This window comes from Tabrizicola flagellatus, from assembly GCF_008271465.1.
Lineage (GTDB): Bacteria > Pseudomonadota > Alphaproteobacteria > Rhodobacterales > Rhodobacteraceae > Tabrizicola > Tabrizicola flagellata.
In genome coordinates, this window is sequence record NZ_VMDU01000012.1 from 1 (window position 1) to 13,958 (window position 13,958).

Below are 13,958 nucleotides of genomic sequence, written 5' to 3' on the forward strand. Positions count from 1 at the left end.
CTCTCCTCGGGCCGGACTCTAGCATCAGATGGAGGAGTTCTCGGGGGTCAGAGCACTCCGACCAAGGGGGCGCCCCTGCAGCGAGAAGGCCACAGACGGGGCCAAGCAAGCCTTGACCTTCAGGGCACGGCTTCAGATCAGGCGGTGATCCTTCGCGCGCTGGATCGCTTCGGCCGTGGTGCGTGCCATCAGTCGCTCGCGGGCGGAACTGATCCGCGCCTTGAGCGCGCTTTCCGAGATGCCGAGTTTTGCCGCTGCGGCAGCAAAGCGATCACCACCCGCTATACATCGCAAAGCCTCGATCTGGGCTCCGGTCAGGGTCTCGGTCGGCCCGCTCAGCTCATGCATCCGCTGCACAGAGCGCTGCAACTCGGCAATCTCGTGATCATCAAATTCACGGTCCTGTCGGGCGAAACTGGCAATCGTTCGCGACCTTATCGGGCCGACCGAAACGGTTGCCCCGTAGTTCAGGCCAAACCGGGCAGCTTCATTGAACAGGCCGAATGGATCGGACAAAGCCGGATCGCTCCACCGGATGACACCGGTTCGGGACAGCGCCCAAGCCATGACAGGGTCTCGCAGAACGTAGCCGTTCTCCGTGTAATGATCGATCCAGCGCCGATCAAAACTGTGGAAGGTCAGGATCGGTGAAGTGAACCGGATGTTCAGCCCGATAAAGTAACCTGCCGTTGCCAGACGAGCCACATGCCGCAACTCGGCATCAATACTCTTACGGATAGTCATTCCAACTCGTTCTGCACCCGAGATCAGAACGACTATACCGTGCCAGCCCTGTCAATCCAGCGTTGTGATCCCCCGCGTCGGAAACAATTCTGAACCGTTGTTCAGTGCATGTTTGACGCCATGCTGATCGTGACGCACACGCAGTCGAGACCGTCGAAATTCAGGATCGGCCCGACCGGCTCGCAATCCAGCCCGACCCGGCGGCCGATCCGGCGCGAGGCTTCGGGGATCAGCCCCAGCACCGAGGTGGCGCCCAAAGCCCGGGCGGCGTTCACCATTTCCTGGCGCAACTGCAACTGGACCCGCAGGCGCATTGACGCAGGAACGGACTCGGAAACGAAAACTCGGCTGCTTTCCCAGATGTGTTCCGAAACCGGCGCAGGGAAATTCAGAAGATTGGCGGGAATCGATTCCAGAAGGCCACGCTGCGCATCGCGGATCATGTAGCTGTAGATGCCGCACTTGTGGGTGGTGGGCGTCAGACGGATGCCCGCCAAGACCTCACCGCCCTCATGCACCGCGACCCAGCGGCTGGCGGGCGTATCGTACTGGTCGAATTCCATTCCGTTCCACTGCGGCAGATCCCACTTGTTGTGCTGGATGAAGGCGCGATGCCGCGCACGGAACATGTTGGCGAACAGCTCGCCATGGTTGTGCAGGTTCTCGTACGAGAGGGTGGTAACTTCCATAGCGGTCTCCTTCTGCTTGATCCAGGAACAATCAGAGGGAAACATCACATGCTTACAGCAGCCGGTATTCGCGCGCCTTCTTGAGAGCCTCGGTTGCAGTCCGGGCCTCCAGTCGGATTCGAGCCGAATTCAGTCGTGCCTTGAAGGCGCTTTCCGATATCCCCAGTTTTGCTGCGGCAGCAGAGTGACGGTCCCCATTTGCGATACATTGCAGCGCTTCGATCTGCGCCTTGGTCAGCTCGGACGGAGGCTTCGCGGCGATATGCAGGCGCGCGGTGATATCGGCGAGACGCTCCAGCTCCGAATCGGTGAACTCGCGGTCAGACCTGGTGATACCGGCCATCGACCTTGAGGTGATCGGGCCATAGGAGGATACGGCCCCGTATTTCATGCCGAAGGTGGCGGCCTTCTTCAGCAGTTCGAACGGATCCGGCAACGGAATTTCGCTCCAGCGCCGCGTGCCGGCCGTCCCGATCCCCCAGAAGATCACCGGATCGCGCAGATAGTAGGAATGCGAGTTGTAATATTCGACCCAATCGGCCGGATACCGGCTATGGTAGATCAGCGGACTTGCAAAGCGGATGTGAAGCCCGACGGCATAGCCCTCCGGCGCCAGGTCGTGCAATTCTTCGTAAAGTTCGGTCAATCGTTTACTCTGCGACATCGGCAAAAGGTTCCTCACCGGGTCATGTTCAACCATAAGTGTAAAATATCAAGCTGTTCGCCGCATTGATCTGACGATTTGGCGGCAAACGGTCGCAGGCCTGCATCAGGTGCCCCCGAAACGGCGAAGACCCGCCAGAGCTGGCGGGTCTTCGAATCGGCGCGGTCAGAGCCTGGGCTCAGTCTTCGGCTGCTTCGAGGCGCGCACGGTCGGCAGCACCCTTGGCCGAAGTGTCTCGATCTACAAACTCGATGATCGCCATCGGCGCCATGTCGCCATAGCGGAAGCCGGCCTTGAGGATCCGGACATAACCGCCCTGACGGTCCTTGTAGCGCGGGGCCAGAACCTCGAACAGGCGCGTGACATGCATGTCCTGCTTGAGAGCCGCAGCCGCCTGGCGGCGGGCGTGCAGGTCACCGCGCTTGGCCAGCGTGATCAGCTTCTCGACGACCGGCCGCAGTTCCTTGGCCTTGGGCAGGGTGGTCTTGATCTGCTCGTGCTCGATCAGCGAGCCGGCCATGTTGGCGAACAGCGCCTTGCGGTGTTCGTGGGTGCGGTTCAGGCGGCGGTAGCCGCGGGCGTGACGCATGATGATCTCCTAGACGTCGTTTTGCTTTGTGTTGCCGCCCGTGCGTTGCGGGCGGCTTCGTTGGGGCGGGATGCCCATGGTTTCCCCGCAAGGCAGCGGGCATTCTTCGTGCGGTGCGCTACAGCGCACCGTAGCTTCAGAACTGGTCTTCGAAGCGCTTGGCCAGGTCCTCGATGTTCTCCGGCGGCCAGCTTTCGACATCCATCCCGAGATGCAGGCCCATGCCCGAAAGCACTTCCTTGATCTCGTTCAGCGACTTGCGGCCGAAGTTCGGGGTGCGGAGCATTTCCGCCTCGGTCTTCTGGATCAGGTCGCCGATATAGACGATGTTGTCGTTCTTCAGGCAGTTGGCCGAACGGACCGAAAGCTCCAGCTCGTCCACCTTCTTCAGGAGGAGCGGGTTGAACTCCAGACCCGAATCGATCTCGCCGACCTTGGCGGATTCCGGTTCCTCGAAGTTGACGAAGATCGACAGCTGGTCCTGCAGGATGCGCGCGGCATAGGCGACCGCATCCTCGGGTGTCAGCGAGCCGTCGGTTTCCACCTTCATCGTCAGCTTGTCATAGTCCAGCACCTGTCCCTCGCGGGTCGGGGTGACTTCGTAGCTGACCTTCTTGACCGGCGAATAGATCGCGTCGATCGGGATCAGGCCGATAGGAGCGTCCTCGGGACGGTTCTTGTCGGCCGAGACATAGCCCTTGCCGGTGTTCACGGTCAGCTCCATGAACACGTCCGCGCCCTCGTCAAGATGGCAGATCACATGGTCCTTGTTCAGGATCTCGATGCCGTTCGATTCCGAGATGTCGCCGGCAGTCACCACACCCGGCCCCTTGGCCGAAATCGACAGCCGCTTCGGCCCCTCGACCTCCATCTTGATGCTGACGCCCTTCAGGTTCAGCACGATGTCGGTCACGTCCTCGCGCACGCCGGCCACCGAAGAGAACTCGTGCAGGACGTTGTCGATCTGCACGCTGGTGATGGCCGCGCCCTGCAGGGACGACATCAGCACCCGGCGCAGCGCGTTGCCCAGCGTCAGGCCGAAACCCCGCTCCAGCGGCTCGGCGATGACGGTCGCGACGCGGGCAGCATCGGCCCCCGGCTTCACGACGAGGTTCGCGGGTTTGATGAGTTCCTGCCAGTTCTTGTGGATCATTCTGAAGCCCCTATTCTTGTCCGCTGCCGATGTCCGAAAGCTGGCGGACGCCCGAGGATCGTAAACGACGAAAACCGGGCCGCGAGGGGTGATCCCCCCACGGCCCGGCCGAAATCAATGCCTTAGACGCGGCGACGCTTCGGCGGACGGCAGCCGTTGTGCGCCAGGGGCGTCACGTCGCGGATCGAGGTGATCTGGAAGCCCACGGCCGCCAGGGCGCGCAGCGCCGATTCACGGCCCGAGCCGGGGCCCTGCACTTCGACTTCCAGCGTGCGCACGCCGTGTTCCTGCGCCTTGCGGCCAGCATCCTCGGCGGCCATCTGGGCGGCGTAGGGCGTGGACTTGCGCGAGCCCTTGAACCCCATGGTGCCCGAGGACGACCACGAGATCGCGTTGCCCTGAACGTCCGAGATCAGGATCTTGGTGTTGTTGAACGACGAGTTCACATGCGCCACGCCGGCGGCAATGTTCTTGCGCTCTTTCTTCTTGCCGCGGACGGCCTTGGTATCGCGTGCCATCTGTCAGCCCCCTTATTTCTTCTTGCCGGCAATGGCCTTCGCGGGGCCTTTGCGGGTGCGGGCGTTGGTGTGGGTGCGCTGGCCGCGGACCGGCAGGCCCTTGCGGTGACGGAGGCCCCGGTAGCAGCCCAGGTCCATCAGACGCTTGATGTTCATCGTGACTTCGCGGCGCAGGTCGCCCTCGACGGTCAGGTTCGCATCGATGTATTCGCGGATCGCCAGCACTTCGCTGTCGGTCAGCTGGTTCACGCGACGGGCGCGGTCGATCTTCAGCGCCTCGCAGATCGTCTCGGCCGTGTGCGGCCCGATCCCGGTGATGTAGGTGAGCGCGATCGGAACCCGTTTCGCGGTCGGAATGTTGACGCCAGCAATACGTGCCAAACGTGTCGTCCTTCTTCGTTGCGGTTCCGTAGTGCCAGAACCTTTTTTCACAACCCGCACGGGTCCTTGACCCGGCGATACGAACTTCCAATACGGAAGGCCCGCATGGCGATTCCATCGCGGGACGCTGTGCCATATGGGGTTTTCCCAAGGCCGTCAAGGCCGCAGGGCGGATTTTTCAGGCCTTGTCAAGAACCGATGCGATCGCTTCGGCAACGACATCTACATCGGCGAGGCCGTCAACGGCGGAAAGCTGCCCCTTGGCGTAGTAATAGCCGATCAGAGGCGAGGTCTTCTTGTAATATTCCATCAGCCGGGTCTTGAGGGTTTCCTCGTTGTCGTCTGCCCGCCGCTTAAGGTTGGTGGACCCGCAAGCGTCGCAGATGCCTGCCACTTTCGTCGGGTGGGTCACGTCGTGATAGACCGCGCCGCAGTTGCCGCAGGTGAAGCGGCCGGTGATCCGGGCGACCAGCGCCGCGTCGTCCACCTGCATCTCGATCACCGCGTCAAGCCGCTGACCGGTGCGCGCCAGCAACTCGCCCAGCGCATCGGCCTGCTTCAGCGTGCGCGGGAAGCCGTCGAAGATGAAGCCGCCCTTGGCGCCGGTCTTCATCTTGTCCTCGATCAGGCCGATGACGATCTCGTCCGTGACCAGTTCGCCGCGCGCCATGATGCCCTCGACGCGCTTGCCCAGCTCGGTGCCCTTGGCGATCGCCTCCTTCAGCATGTCGCCGGTGGAGAGCTGCACCATGCCGCGCGTCTGCTCCAGCCGCTTGGCCTGCGTTCCCTTGCCCGCACCCGGCGGCCCCAGGAGGATGACGTTGGCCATGGATCAGCGCCGCGCCGGGGCCTTGGGTGCCGTCTTGGCACCGGGCTTCTTGCGACCGCGCAGCTGCGACTTCTCGATCAGCGCCTCGTACTGGTGCGCCAGAAGATGCGACTGGACCTGCTGGATCGTGTCCATGGTGACCGAAACCACGATCAGCACCGACGTGCCGCCGAAATAGAACGGAATGCCGACGCGGCTGATCAGGATCTCGGGCAGAAGGCAGACCGCCGCAAGATAGGCTGAGCCCAGCACCAGGATCCGGTTGACCACATACTCCAGATATTCCTCGGTCTTCTTGCCGGGACGAATGCCGGGGACCGAGGCGTTCTGGTTCTTCAGGTTCTCGGCCACGTCATCGACCTTGAACGACACGTTCAGCGTGTAGAAATAGGCGAAGAACACGATCATCCCGGCCAGGAACAGCAGGTGAAGCGGCTGGCCATAGCCGAGGTTCGCCGCCAGCCAGGACAGGACCGGGTTGGTCGTGGATCCCGAGAAGGTGCTGATCGTCGTCGGCAAGAGCAGGATCGACGAGGCGAAGATCGCCGGGATGACGCCCGCCGGGTTGACCTTGATCGGCAGGTGCGACGAGCCGCCCTCATAGACCTTCATCCCCACCTGCCGGCGCGGGTAGAGGATCGAGATCTTGCGCAGGGCCCGCTCCATGAACACGACGAAGGCGATGACGACCACGACCATCACGATCACGCCCAGGATCACCGGGGTGGACAGCGCGCCCGACTGGCCTTGCGCGAAGAACTGGGCGATGGCTGCGGGGATCTCGGCCACGATGCCGACGAAGATGATGAGCGAGATGCCGTTGCCGATGCCGCGGGCGGTGATCTGCTCGCCCAGCCACATCAGGAACATCGTGCCGCCGACCAGGGTGATGACGCAGGAGGCGACGAAGAAGAGGCCCGGATTATGCGCGAGGCCGCCGGCCTGGATCGACATGGCGATGCCGTAGCCCTGCAGGATCGCCAGAGCCACCGTGCCATAGCGGGTGTACTGGTTGAGCTTCTTGCGGCCCTGCTCGCCTTCCTTCTTCAGCTGCTGCCAGGGCGCATACATCGTGCCGAGAAGCTGCACGATGATCGAGGCGCTGATGTAGGGCATGATCCCCAGCGCGAAGATCGCCATCCGGCTGACCGCGCCGCCGGTGAACAGGTTCAGCATCCCGCCGATCCCCTGCCCGGCCTGCTGCATGAACTCGCGCAGCGCGTCCCCGTCGATGCCGGGAACCGGGATGAAGGTGCCCACGCGATAGACGATCAGGAGGCCGATCGTGAAGAAGATGCGCTGGCGCAGGTCGGTCGCCTTGCCAAGCATGCCCCAGCTGAGGTTCGCGGCCATTTGTTCGGCAGCAGATGCCATGTCAGGTCTCTTTCAAGCCAAGCGCCGCCGGACCGTTTTCCGGTTCGGCGGCGCGGGAAAACTGGGTGCTGATGTAAGCGACCTTGCGGCCGCTCACAATGCTTATTCAGCCGCAGCCGCCACGGGTGCCAGGAGCGTGACCTTGCCGCCCGCCTTCTCGACGGCTTCGACGGCCGAGGCCGAGGCGCCGGTGACGGTCAGGTTGACCTTGGATTTCAGCTCGCCCTTGGCCAGAACGCGGATGCCGTCGCGCTTGTTCGAGGTGACACCGGCCGCGACCAGCGCGTCCTCGGTGATCTCGGCCTTGGCGTCCAGCTTGCCGGCGGCGATGAACTTCTCGATCATCCCGAGGTTCACGACCGCGTAGTGCAGCTTGTTGGGCTTGTTGAAGCCGCGCTTCGGCAGGCGGCGGTAGAGCGGCATCTGGCCGCCTTCGTAGCCACCCAGGGCGACGCCCGAGCGGGACTTCTGACCCTTGATACCACGGCCGGCGGTCTTGCCCTTGCCCGAGCCCGGGCCGCGCGCCACGCGCTTCTTCTTCTTGGCCGCGCCTTCGTTGTCGGCGAGTTCATGCAGTTTCATGTCGCTTCTCCTTGCCGGATGTGCCCCCGAAGCGAAACGGGACACCCTCGGCTTTTCTTGATTCTCATGGCCGGACTTGGCCACCGGGGGGCGATACAGCACGGGACCCCGAAAAGCAAGGCCAAGGCTGTCCACGGTGGACAACCCTGCCTTTTCTCAATTCAATGAACGACTTGCCAGATTCTGTTAGGGTGGTGTTAACCGTGGCAGAGCCGGGGACGGCCATGCAGGACGGACTTGTGGACGGACTTGTGGTCGAGGGGCAATTGCGGGTCGGCAATCCGCTTGACGGAACGGAAAACGCCCCCGCGTATCCGCGAGGGCGTTTCATGTCGCTGCGGTGGGGTGGAACCCCACCCTACGGCTTAGCCGCGCTCTTCGATGATCTGGACCAGGTGGCTGATCGAGTTCACCATGCCGCGGACGGAAGGGGTATCTTCCAGCTCGCGGGTGCGGTTCAGCTTGTTCAGGCCGAGGCCCTTCAGCGTCGCGGTCTGCACCGCCGGACGGCGGGCGGCCGAACGGATCTGCTTCACGACGATGGTCTTCTTCTTGTCAGCCATGCTCAGGCCTCCACGGTTTCGGCTTCGGGCTTCCGAAGGATTTCGGCGACCTTCTTGCCACGACGCGACGCCACCTGACGGGGCGAGGTTTCGGCCTTGAGCGCGTCCATGGTCGCACGGATCATGTTGTAGGGGTTCTGGCTGCCGATCGACTTGGCGACGACGTCCTGCACACCCAGCATCTCGAACACGGCGCGCATCGGGCCGCCGGCGATGATGCCGGTACCGGCCACGGCGGTCCGCATCACGACGCGGCCGGCGCCATGGCGGCCTTCCATGTCGTGGTGCAGGGTGCGGCTGTCCTTCAGCGGCACGCGGATCATGCTGCGCTTGGCCTGCTCGGTCGCCTTGCGGATGGCTTCCGGCACTTCCTTGGCCTTGCCCTTGCCGAAGCCGACGCGACCGCGCTGGTCGCCGACGACGACCAAGGCTGCAAAGCCGAAGCGCTTGCCACCCTTGACGGTTTTCGACACGCGGTTGATCGCGACCAGACGGTCGGCGAATTCCGGGGTTTCTTCGGGCCGGTTGTCGCGACGGTCGTCACGACGCTCCCGGCGGTTCTCACGTTCTGCCATCTGGCATATCCTTCGTGGTGGCACGCTGTGCCGTTAAAGCCAATCCTGGTGTCCCCGGTCAGGCCGGGGACCCGGATCATCGGGGTGGCCCGGAGGCCACCCGCCCGTATCAGAACTTCAGACCGCCTTCGCGGGCTGCATCGGCAAGCGCCTTGATCTTGCCGTGGAACAGGAAGCCGCCCCGGTCGAAGTAGCACTCTTCGATCCCGGCCTTCCTGGCCCGCTCGGCAATCGCCGCGCCCACCTTGGCCGAAGCCTCGATGTTGTTCTTGCCGACCACGCCGAGTTCCTTCTCGAGCGAGGAGGCCGAAGCCACCGTCACACCCTTCACGTCGTCGATCAGCTGGACGCTGATGTTCTTCGACGAACGGTGCACGGACAGCCGCAGGCGGCCATGCGCGGTCGCCTTGATCTTGTTCCGGACGCGCAGGCGGCGCTTGAGGAACAACTCTCTCTTGTTGTTTGCCATGTTCGCCACCCTTACTTCTTCTTGCCTTCCTTGCGGAAGATATACTCATCCTTGTAGCGGATGCCCTTGCCCTTGTAGGGCTCGGGCCGCTTCCAATCGCGGATGTTCGCCGCCACCTGGCCGACCTGCTGCTGGTCGATGCCTTCCACGACGATCTCGGTCTGCTTGGGAACGGACACGGTCACGCCCTTCGGCACCTCGAAGTTCACTTCGTGGCTGTAGCCCAGCGACAGTTTCAGGGTGTTGCCGGCCATCGCGGCGCGGTAGCCGACGCCCTGGATTTCCAGTTCCGACTTGAAGCCGGTGGAAACGCCGGTGACGAGGTTGTCGATCATCGAGCGGGTCATGCCCCACTGCTGGCGCGCACGCTTGGACAGGCCACGCGGGGTCACCTTGATGGTGTCGCCCTCGATGGTGATCGTCACGTCGTCGCCCGCGGTGAACTTGCGGGTGCCCTTCGGGCCCTTCACTTCGATGGTCTGGCCGCTGATCGAGGCCGAGGTGCCCTTGACCAGGGTAACGGGTTTTCTGCCGATACGAGACATGGACCCCTCCTCAGAACACGGTGCAAAGCACTTCGCCGCCGACATTGGCAGCGCGTGCATTTGCATCCGACAGAACGCCCTTCGGGGTCGAGACGATGGCGACGCCCAGGCCGTTGCGGACCGAGGGAAGCTCGTTCACACCCATGTACACGCGACGGCCGGGCTTCGAGACACGCTTCACTTCGCGGATCACGGGCTCGCCTTCGAAGTACTTCAGGCTGATGGTGAATTCGCCCTGCTTGTTGGCGGTCTCGTTCTTCTCGTAGCCACGGATGTAGCCTTCCGAGAGGAGCACGTCGAGCACGCGGGCGCGCAGCGTCGAGGCGGGGGTCGTCACGGTGGACTTGCCGCGCATCTGGGCGTTGCGGATACGGGTCAGCATATCGCCGAGAGGATCGTTCATGGACATGTGATGCCTCCCTTACCAGCTGGACTTGACCATGCCGGGGATCTGGCCGAACGAGGCCAGGTCACGCAGCATGATGCGCGAGAGTTTGAGCTTGCGGTAATACGCATGCGGACGGCCCGTCAGCTGGCAGCGGTTGTGGATCCGCGTCGCCGACGAGTTGCGGGGCAGTTCGGCCAGTTTCAGAGTCGCCTTGAAACGCTCTTCCATCGGCTTGGACTGGTCGTTGATCACCGCCTTCAGCGCGGCGCGCTTGGAAGCATGCTGCTTCACCAGCTTCGCCCGCTTCACTTCGCGGTTCACCATGGATTTCTTTGCCATATCTCAGGTTCCTCGCGGCTTACGACGTGAAGGGCATGTTGAAATGCTTCAACAGCGCCTTGGCTTCCGCGTCGGTTTTCGCGGTGGTGCAGATGATGATGTCCATCCCCAGAACCTCGTCGACCTTGTCGAAGTTGATTTCGGGGAAAACGATGTGCTCTTTCAGGCCCATGGCATAGTTGCCGCGACCATCGAAGCTGGTGCCTTTCACGCCGCGGAAGTCGCGGACGCGGGGCAGAGCCACGTTGATGAGCCGGTCGAGGAATTCGTACATCCGGTCGCCGCGCAGGGTGACCTTGCAGCCGATCGGCATTTCCTCGCGGACGCGGAAGCCGGCAATCGACTTCTTGGCCTTGGTGATGACGGCCTTCTGACCGGCGATCTGGCCCAGTTCCTCGGCGGCCTGCTTCACCTTCTTGGTGTCCTTGACCGCCTCGCCGACGCCCATGTTCAGGACGATCTTGTCCAGACGCGGGATCTGCATGTCGTTCTTGTAGCCGAATTCCGACTTCATCGCCGCGCGGATCTTGTCCGCATAGACGGCCTTCAGCCGGGGCGTGTATTTCGCTGCGTCGAGCATTACAGCACCTCCCCGGTAGTCTTGGCGTAACGGACCTTCTTGTCGCCTTCCATGCGGAAGCCGACGCGGGTCGGTTTGCCGTTCTTGTCCACGATGGCGAGGTTCGACAGGTCGATCGGCATCGCCTTCGGCAACCGGCCGCCCTGCGAGGACGCCGACTGCTTGGTGTGACGGATCGCGACGTTCACGCCGTCGACGATGGCCTTGTTTTCCTTCGGCATGACGGCGGAAATCTCGCCCTTCTTGCCCTTGTCCTTGCCGGTGAGCACGACGACCGTGTCACCCTTCTTCAGCTTGGCAGCCATCAGAGCACCTCCGGAGCCAGCGAGATGATCTTCATGAAGTTCTTGGCCCGCAGCTCGCGCACGACCGGCCCGAAGATACGGGTGCCGACCGGTTCGCCCTGGTTGTTCAGGATGACGGCGGCATTGCGGTCGAAACGGATCGAGGTGCCGTCTTCACGGCGGACTTCCTTGGCGGTGCGGACGACGACGGCCTTGCGGACGTCCCCCTTCTTCACGCGGCCCTTCGGAATCGCCTCCTTGACCGACACCACGATGATGTCGCCCACGGAAGCATAACGGCGGTGCGAACCGCCAAGAACCTTGATGCACTGCACCCGGCGTGCGCCGGAGTTGTCAGCGACATCCAGATTCGTCTGCATCTGGATCATTTTTCAGTCTCCCGACCTTCAGGGACGCGCCCTGGGGTTTCGTTCGGGACCGAGGAGATCAAGCCGAAGCTTCGGTCACCACGGTCCAGCGTTTCGTCTTCGAGATCGGGGCGCATTCCTCGATGCGGACCACGTCGCCGACCTTGAACTTGTTCTCCGGGTCATGCGCCCGGTATTTCTTCGACTTGCGAACGGTCTTCTGCAGCAGCGGGTGCTTGAAGCGACGTTCCACGAGAACGGTGATCGTCTGCTCGTTCTTGTCCGAGGTGACGACGCCTTGCAGGATGCGTTTCGGCATGTGTGTTCCCCTTACTTCGCAGCTTCAGCGGCTTTTTGGCCGAGAACGGTCTTGATGCGGGCGACGTCACGGCGGACGGCACGCATGCGGGCGGTGTTCTCAAGCTGGTTGGTCGCTTGCTGGAAGCGCAGGTTGAAGGCTTCCTTCTTCAGCTGGACCAGGCTGTCACGCAGCTGGTCCGGCGTCTTCGAACGCAGTTCTTCGGCTTTCATGCCGGTCTTTCCTTTTCACAATCGCCAGTCGGCCCCTTCTCAGGGTCACCGAGGACCTGGCGGATCAATGACAAACCGCCGACGCCGAGTCACCCCGGAATCGCGGATGCGCCCGTATAGGGGGGAAGGCGACGGGGGGCAAGGGGGAAGTTGCGGGGCAGGTCAGGCCTTGTTTGCCAGCGTGTCACTGATCTCGGCAGCGATCCCAAAGCCCACACCAACCAAGATGCCCATCGGCGAGCTTTTTGCCAATCCCAAGAAGAGCGGGTCCCAGTTCGATACACTGCCACCAAAGGCAGCTACTTGGAAAGCAACATAGGCAATTATGCTCGGCACAAAGAGCAACCAGGCAACTACAAAACCAGCCTTAGTAAAGAACAATTCCATACTCCTTATGGTGCGGCCAAGCAGCCTACCAATCCACATCTTGATCAGCGACTGCCGCATGACGCCGAACATAGGACGAAATCGTAGGGTGCGCTGCAGCGCACCAGCGGACGGTGCGCTGCAGCGCGCCCTACGATGCCGCCTTACACCCAGCCATAGTTGAAGCTGACCGAGATCCGTTCTTCCTCGGACATGTTCATCGGCACCTCGTGGCGCAGCCAGCTTTCCCAAAGGAGAACCTCGCCCACCGCCGGTTTGACGTAGACGAACCGCTGCAGCTCTTGAGGCGCGGTTTTCAAAGGCACGGGGGCCAGCATCATCATCGGGAGGCGGGGGTCTTCCAACTTCAGCGCCGAGGTCCCCTCCGGCATCGCGACATAGGTCGTGCCCGAGATCACCGAATGCGGGTGGATGTGGCTGGCGTGGGTGCCGCCCTCGGGCAGGATGTTGATCCAGAGGGAGTTGCACTTCAGCTTCCGGGCGCCCAGGTCGAAGCCGAGGTCCTGGCAGAACGCGGCGACGTGGCGGTCCAGCGCCTTTTCCAGATCGCCGAAGATCGGCATCCGCCAGGGCAGGTCGTTCAGCGAGGCATAGGAGGTGTAGCCCGGATAACCGTTCGCCTCGCACCACGCCTGCCCGGCCTCGTCATCCTCGGCGATGGTTTCGCAGGTGACGCGGAGTTCGTCGTAGTCGACCTTCTTCCTGGCGAGCTCGTTCAGCTTGGCGCGGTAGAGGCGGGTGACGAAGAGGGAGGTGATGTCGGGCATAGTGCGCGTCCACGGAAGATGTCTCCTCCTGCCCTACCAGTCCTGCGAGCCGTTGCAAAGCTGACCGCGACCGGCACGCGGGGGGTGGGAGCGACACTGTCGCGCCCGCCCCCGGGGGGCGGGTCGGGCGCGGTCAGATTTGCTTTGGGCAAATCTGACGACGAAAAAGCCCCCGCCGTTTCCAGCAGGGGCCGATGTCGCAGGTCGGGTTCACCCCCCGTCGCTTACCAGTCTTCCTTCGCGACGACGCGGGTCTTGATCGGCAGCTTCATCGCGCCAAGGCGCAGGGCCTCGCGCGCGATCTCGTCGTTCACGCCGTCGATCTCGAACATGATCCGGCCCGGCTTGACCTTGCAGGCCCAGTAGTCGGTCGAACCCTTGCCCGAGCCCATGCGGACCTCGACGGGCTTCGCGGAAACCGGAACGTCCGGGAAAATCCGGATCCAGACCCGGCCCTGGCGCTTCATGTGGCGGGTGATCGCGCGGCGGGCCGCTTCGATCTGCCGCGCGGTGACGCGCTCGGGCTCGGTCGCCTTGAGGGCGTAGGAGCCGAAGTTGATCAGGAACCCACCCTTGGCTTCGCCATGGATGCGGCCCTTGTGCATCTTGCGATACTTGGTGCGCTTGGGTTGCAGCATC

General features: G+C 62.9%; 24 protein-coding genes. All 24 read right to left on the bottom strand.

The genetic code is table 11. The annotated features are described in order from the left end of the window. Positions 1–132 precede the first annotated feature (132 nt). The 24 genes from FL625_RS13910 to rplP all read right to left on the bottom strand — a co-directional run bounded on the left by FL625_RS13910 (position 133) and on the right by rplP (position 13,957). A complete protein-coding gene (locus FL625_RS13910) occupies positions 133–744 on the bottom strand; it encodes an autoinducer binding domain-containing protein (protein ID WP_149589292.1) in 612 nt (203 codons plus the stop codon). A 101-nt stretch (positions 745–845) separates the two neighbouring features. Next, positions 846–1,433, bottom strand: coding sequence for an acyl-homoserine-lactone synthase (locus tag FL625_RS13915; protein WP_149589293.1), 588 nt, complete (start codon positions 1,431–1,433; stop codon positions 846–848). A 52-nt stretch (positions 1,434–1,485) separates the two neighbouring features. Further along, entirely contained in the window at positions 1,486–2,079 is a 594-nt protein-coding gene (locus FL625_RS13920; protein ID WP_354001258.1) for a helix-turn-helix transcriptional regulator, read from the bottom strand. Between the two features lie 196 nt (positions 2,080–2,275). Next, on the bottom strand, positions 2,276–2,686 hold the full coding sequence (gene rplQ / locus FL625_RS13925; RefSeq protein ID WP_149589295.1) for a 50S ribosomal protein L17: 411 nt from the start codon (positions 2,684–2,686) through the stop codon (positions 2,276–2,278). Between the two features lie 136 nt (positions 2,687–2,822). Further along, positions 2,823–3,839, bottom strand: a complete 1,017-nt coding sequence (locus FL625_RS13930; RefSeq protein ID WP_149589296.1) for a DNA-directed RNA polymerase subunit alpha — start codon at positions 3,837–3,839, stop codon at positions 2,823–2,825. 122 nt (positions 3,840–3,961) lie between these two features. Beyond that, positions 3,962–4,357, bottom strand: a complete 396-nt coding sequence (gene rpsK / locus FL625_RS13935; RefSeq protein ID WP_149589297.1) for a 30S ribosomal protein S11 — start codon at positions 4,355–4,357, stop codon at positions 3,962–3,964. 12 nt (positions 4,358–4,369) lie between these two features. Continuing rightward, positions 4,370–4,738: a 30S ribosomal protein S13 gene (gene rpsM / locus FL625_RS13940; protein ID WP_149589298.1), complete on the bottom strand. Its 369-nt coding sequence runs from the start codon at positions 4,736–4,738 to the stop codon at positions 4,370–4,372. Positions 4,739–4,916: 178 nt separating this feature from the next. Then, a complete protein-coding gene (locus FL625_RS13945) occupies positions 4,917–5,567 on the bottom strand; it encodes an adenylate kinase (protein ID WP_149589299.1) in 651 nt (216 codons plus the stop codon). Positions 5,568–5,570: 3 nt separating this feature from the next. Then, on the bottom strand, positions 5,571–6,941 hold the full coding sequence (secY, locus tag FL625_RS13950) for a preprotein translocase subunit SecY (protein WP_149589300.1): 1,371 nt from the start codon (positions 6,939–6,941) through the stop codon (positions 5,571–5,573). Between the two features lie 102 nt (positions 6,942–7,043). Continuing rightward, complete coding sequence (gene rplO, locus FL625_RS13955) at positions 7,044–7,523, bottom strand: 50S ribosomal protein L15 (protein ID WP_149589301.1); 480 nt, start codon at positions 7,521–7,523, stop codon at positions 7,044–7,046. Between the two features lie 365 nt (positions 7,524–7,888). Next, complete coding sequence (gene rpmD, locus FL625_RS13960) at positions 7,889–8,086, bottom strand: 50S ribosomal protein L30 (RefSeq protein WP_135449746.1); 198 nt, start codon at positions 8,084–8,086, stop codon at positions 7,889–7,891. 2 nt (positions 8,087–8,088) lie between these two features. Then, positions 8,089–8,661 carry a 30S ribosomal protein S5 gene (gene rpsE, locus FL625_RS13965; protein ID WP_149589302.1) on the bottom strand — a complete coding sequence of 191 codons (573 nt, stop codon included), beginning with the start codon at positions 8,659–8,661 and terminating at the stop codon, positions 8,089–8,091. A gap of 109 nt (positions 8,662–8,770) precedes the next feature. Next, positions 8,771–9,130, bottom strand: coding sequence for a 50S ribosomal protein L18 (gene rplR / locus FL625_RS13970; RefSeq protein WP_149589303.1), 360 nt, complete (start codon positions 9,128–9,130; stop codon positions 8,771–8,773). Between the two features lie 11 nt (positions 9,131–9,141). Further along, positions 9,142–9,675 carry a 50S ribosomal protein L6 gene (gene rplF / locus FL625_RS13975; RefSeq protein ID WP_149589304.1) on the bottom strand — a complete coding sequence of 178 codons (534 nt, stop codon included), beginning with the start codon at positions 9,673–9,675 and terminating at the stop codon, positions 9,142–9,144. Positions 9,676–9,685: 10 nt separating this feature from the next. After that, entirely contained in the window at positions 9,686–10,084 is a 399-nt protein-coding gene (gene rpsH, locus FL625_RS13980) for a 30S ribosomal protein S8 (RefSeq protein WP_149589305.1), read from the bottom strand. Positions 10,085–10,096: 12 nt separating this feature from the next. Next, positions 10,097–10,402 carry a 30S ribosomal protein S14 gene (gene rpsN / locus FL625_RS13985; protein WP_149076682.1) on the bottom strand — a complete coding sequence of 102 codons (306 nt, stop codon included), beginning with the start codon at positions 10,400–10,402 and terminating at the stop codon, positions 10,097–10,099. 19 nt (positions 10,403–10,421) lie between these two features. Then, positions 10,422–10,982, bottom strand: a complete 561-nt coding sequence (gene rplE / locus FL625_RS13990) for a 50S ribosomal protein L5 (RefSeq protein WP_149589306.1) — start codon at positions 10,980–10,982, stop codon at positions 10,422–10,424. Then, a complete protein-coding gene (gene rplX / locus FL625_RS13995; RefSeq protein WP_149589307.1) occupies positions 10,982–11,287 on the bottom strand; it encodes a 50S ribosomal protein L24 in 306 nt (101 codons plus the stop codon). Before rplX ends, rplE begins: the two co-directional genes overlap by 1 nt. After that, complete coding sequence (gene rplN / locus FL625_RS14000) at positions 11,287–11,655, bottom strand: 50S ribosomal protein L14 (protein WP_023666245.1); 369 nt, start codon at positions 11,653–11,655, stop codon at positions 11,287–11,289. The genes rplX and rplN overlap by 1 nt, the downstream gene beginning before the upstream one ends. Positions 11,656–11,713: 58 nt before the next feature. Further along, complete coding sequence (gene rpsQ, locus FL625_RS14005; RefSeq protein WP_149589308.1) at positions 11,714–11,953, bottom strand: 30S ribosomal protein S17; 240 nt, start codon at positions 11,951–11,953, stop codon at positions 11,714–11,716. A gap of 11 nt (positions 11,954–11,964) precedes the next feature. Next, positions 11,965–12,165 (bottom strand): 50S ribosomal protein L29, encoded by a 201-nt coding sequence (gene rpmC, locus FL625_RS14010; protein ID WP_137110190.1) that lies wholly within the window; start codon positions 12,163–12,165, stop codon positions 11,965–11,967. Between the two features lie 162 nt (positions 12,166–12,327). Continuing rightward, entirely contained in the window at positions 12,328–12,612 is a 285-nt protein-coding gene (locus FL625_RS14015) for a hypothetical protein (protein ID WP_149589309.1), read from the bottom strand. Between the two features lie 83 nt (positions 12,613–12,695). Further along, positions 12,696–13,319 carry a TIGR02466 family protein gene (locus FL625_RS14020; protein ID WP_149589310.1) on the bottom strand — a complete coding sequence of 208 codons (624 nt, stop codon included), beginning with the start codon at positions 13,317–13,319 and terminating at the stop codon, positions 12,696–12,698. A 224-nt stretch (positions 13,320–13,543) separates the two neighbouring features. Then, positions 13,544–13,957, bottom strand: a complete 414-nt coding sequence (rplP, locus tag FL625_RS14025; RefSeq protein ID WP_149589311.1) for a 50S ribosomal protein L16 — start codon at positions 13,955–13,957, stop codon at positions 13,544–13,546. Position 13,958: the final 1 nt, after the last annotated feature.

Coding starts and splice junctions, on each gene's coding strand:
- FL625_RS13910 (WP_149589292.1), bottom strand. CDS start 744: ATGACTATCCGTAAGAGTATTGATGCCGAGTTGCGGCATGTGGCTCGT.
- FL625_RS13915 (WP_149589293.1), bottom strand. CDS start 1,433: ATGGAAGTTACCACCCTCTCGTACGAGAACCTGCACAACCATGGCGAG.
- rplQ (WP_149589295.1), bottom strand. CDS start 2,686: ATGCGTCACGCCCGCGGCTACCGCCGCCTGAACCGCACCCACGAACAC.
- FL625_RS13930 (WP_149589296.1), bottom strand. CDS start 3,839: ATGATCCACAAGAACTGGCAGGAACTCATCAAACCCGCGAACCTCGTC.
- rpsK (WP_149589297.1), bottom strand. CDS start 4,357: ATGGCACGCGATACCAAGGCCGTCCGCGGCAAGAAGAAAGAGCGCAAG.
- FL625_RS13945 (WP_149589299.1), bottom strand. CDS start 5,567: ATGGCCAACGTCATCCTCCTGGGGCCGCCGGGTGCGGGCAAGGGAACG.
- secY (WP_149589300.1), bottom strand. CDS start 6,941: ATGGCATCTGCTGCCGAACAAATGGCCGCGAACCTCAGCTGGGGCATG.
- rplO (WP_149589301.1), bottom strand. CDS start 7,523: ATGAAACTGCATGAACTCGCCGACAACGAAGGCGCGGCCAAGAAGAAG.
- rpmD (WP_135449746.1), bottom strand. CDS start 8,086: ATGGCTGACAAGAAGAAGACCATCGTCGTGAAGCAGATCCGTTCGGCC.
- rpsE (WP_149589302.1), bottom strand. CDS start 8,661: ATGGCAGAACGTGAGAACCGCCGGGAGCGTCGTGACGACCGTCGCGAC.
- rplR (WP_149589303.1), bottom strand. CDS start 9,130: ATGGCAAACAACAAGAGAGAGTTGTTCCTCAAGCGCCGCCTGCGCGTC.
- rplF (WP_149589304.1), bottom strand. CDS start 9,675: ATGTCTCGTATCGGCAGAAAACCCGTTACCCTGGTCAAGGGCACCTCG.
- rpsH (WP_149589305.1), bottom strand. CDS start 10,084: ATGTCCATGAACGATCCTCTCGGCGATATGCTGACCCGTATCCGCAAC.
- rpsN (WP_149076682.1), bottom strand. CDS start 10,402: ATGGCAAAGAAATCCATGGTGAACCGCGAAGTGAAGCGGGCGAAGCTG.
- rplE (WP_149589306.1), bottom strand. CDS start 10,982: ATGCTCGACGCAGCGAAATACACGCCCCGGCTGAAGGCCGTCTATGCG.
- rplX (WP_149589307.1), bottom strand. CDS start 11,287: ATGGCTGCCAAGCTGAAGAAGGGTGACACGGTCGTCGTGCTCACCGGC.
- rplN (WP_023666245.1), bottom strand. CDS start 11,655: ATGATCCAGATGCAGACGAATCTGGATGTCGCTGACAACTCCGGCGCA.
- rpsQ (WP_149589308.1), bottom strand. CDS start 11,953: ATGCCGAAACGCATCCTGCAAGGCGTCGTCACCTCGGACAAGAACGAG.
- rpmC (WP_137110190.1), bottom strand. CDS start 12,165: ATGAAAGCCGAAGAACTGCGTTCGAAGACGCCGGACCAGCTGCGTGAC.
- FL625_RS14015 (WP_149589309.1), bottom strand. CDS start 12,612: ATGCGGCAGTCGCTGATCAAGATGTGGATTGGTAGGCTGCTTGGCCGC.
- FL625_RS14020 (WP_149589310.1), bottom strand. CDS start 13,319: ATGCCCGACATCACCTCCCTCTTCGTCACCCGCCTCTACCGCGCCAAG.
- rplP (WP_149589311.1), bottom strand. CDS start 13,957: ATGCTGCAACCCAAGCGCACCAAGTATCGCAAGATGCACAAGGGCCGC.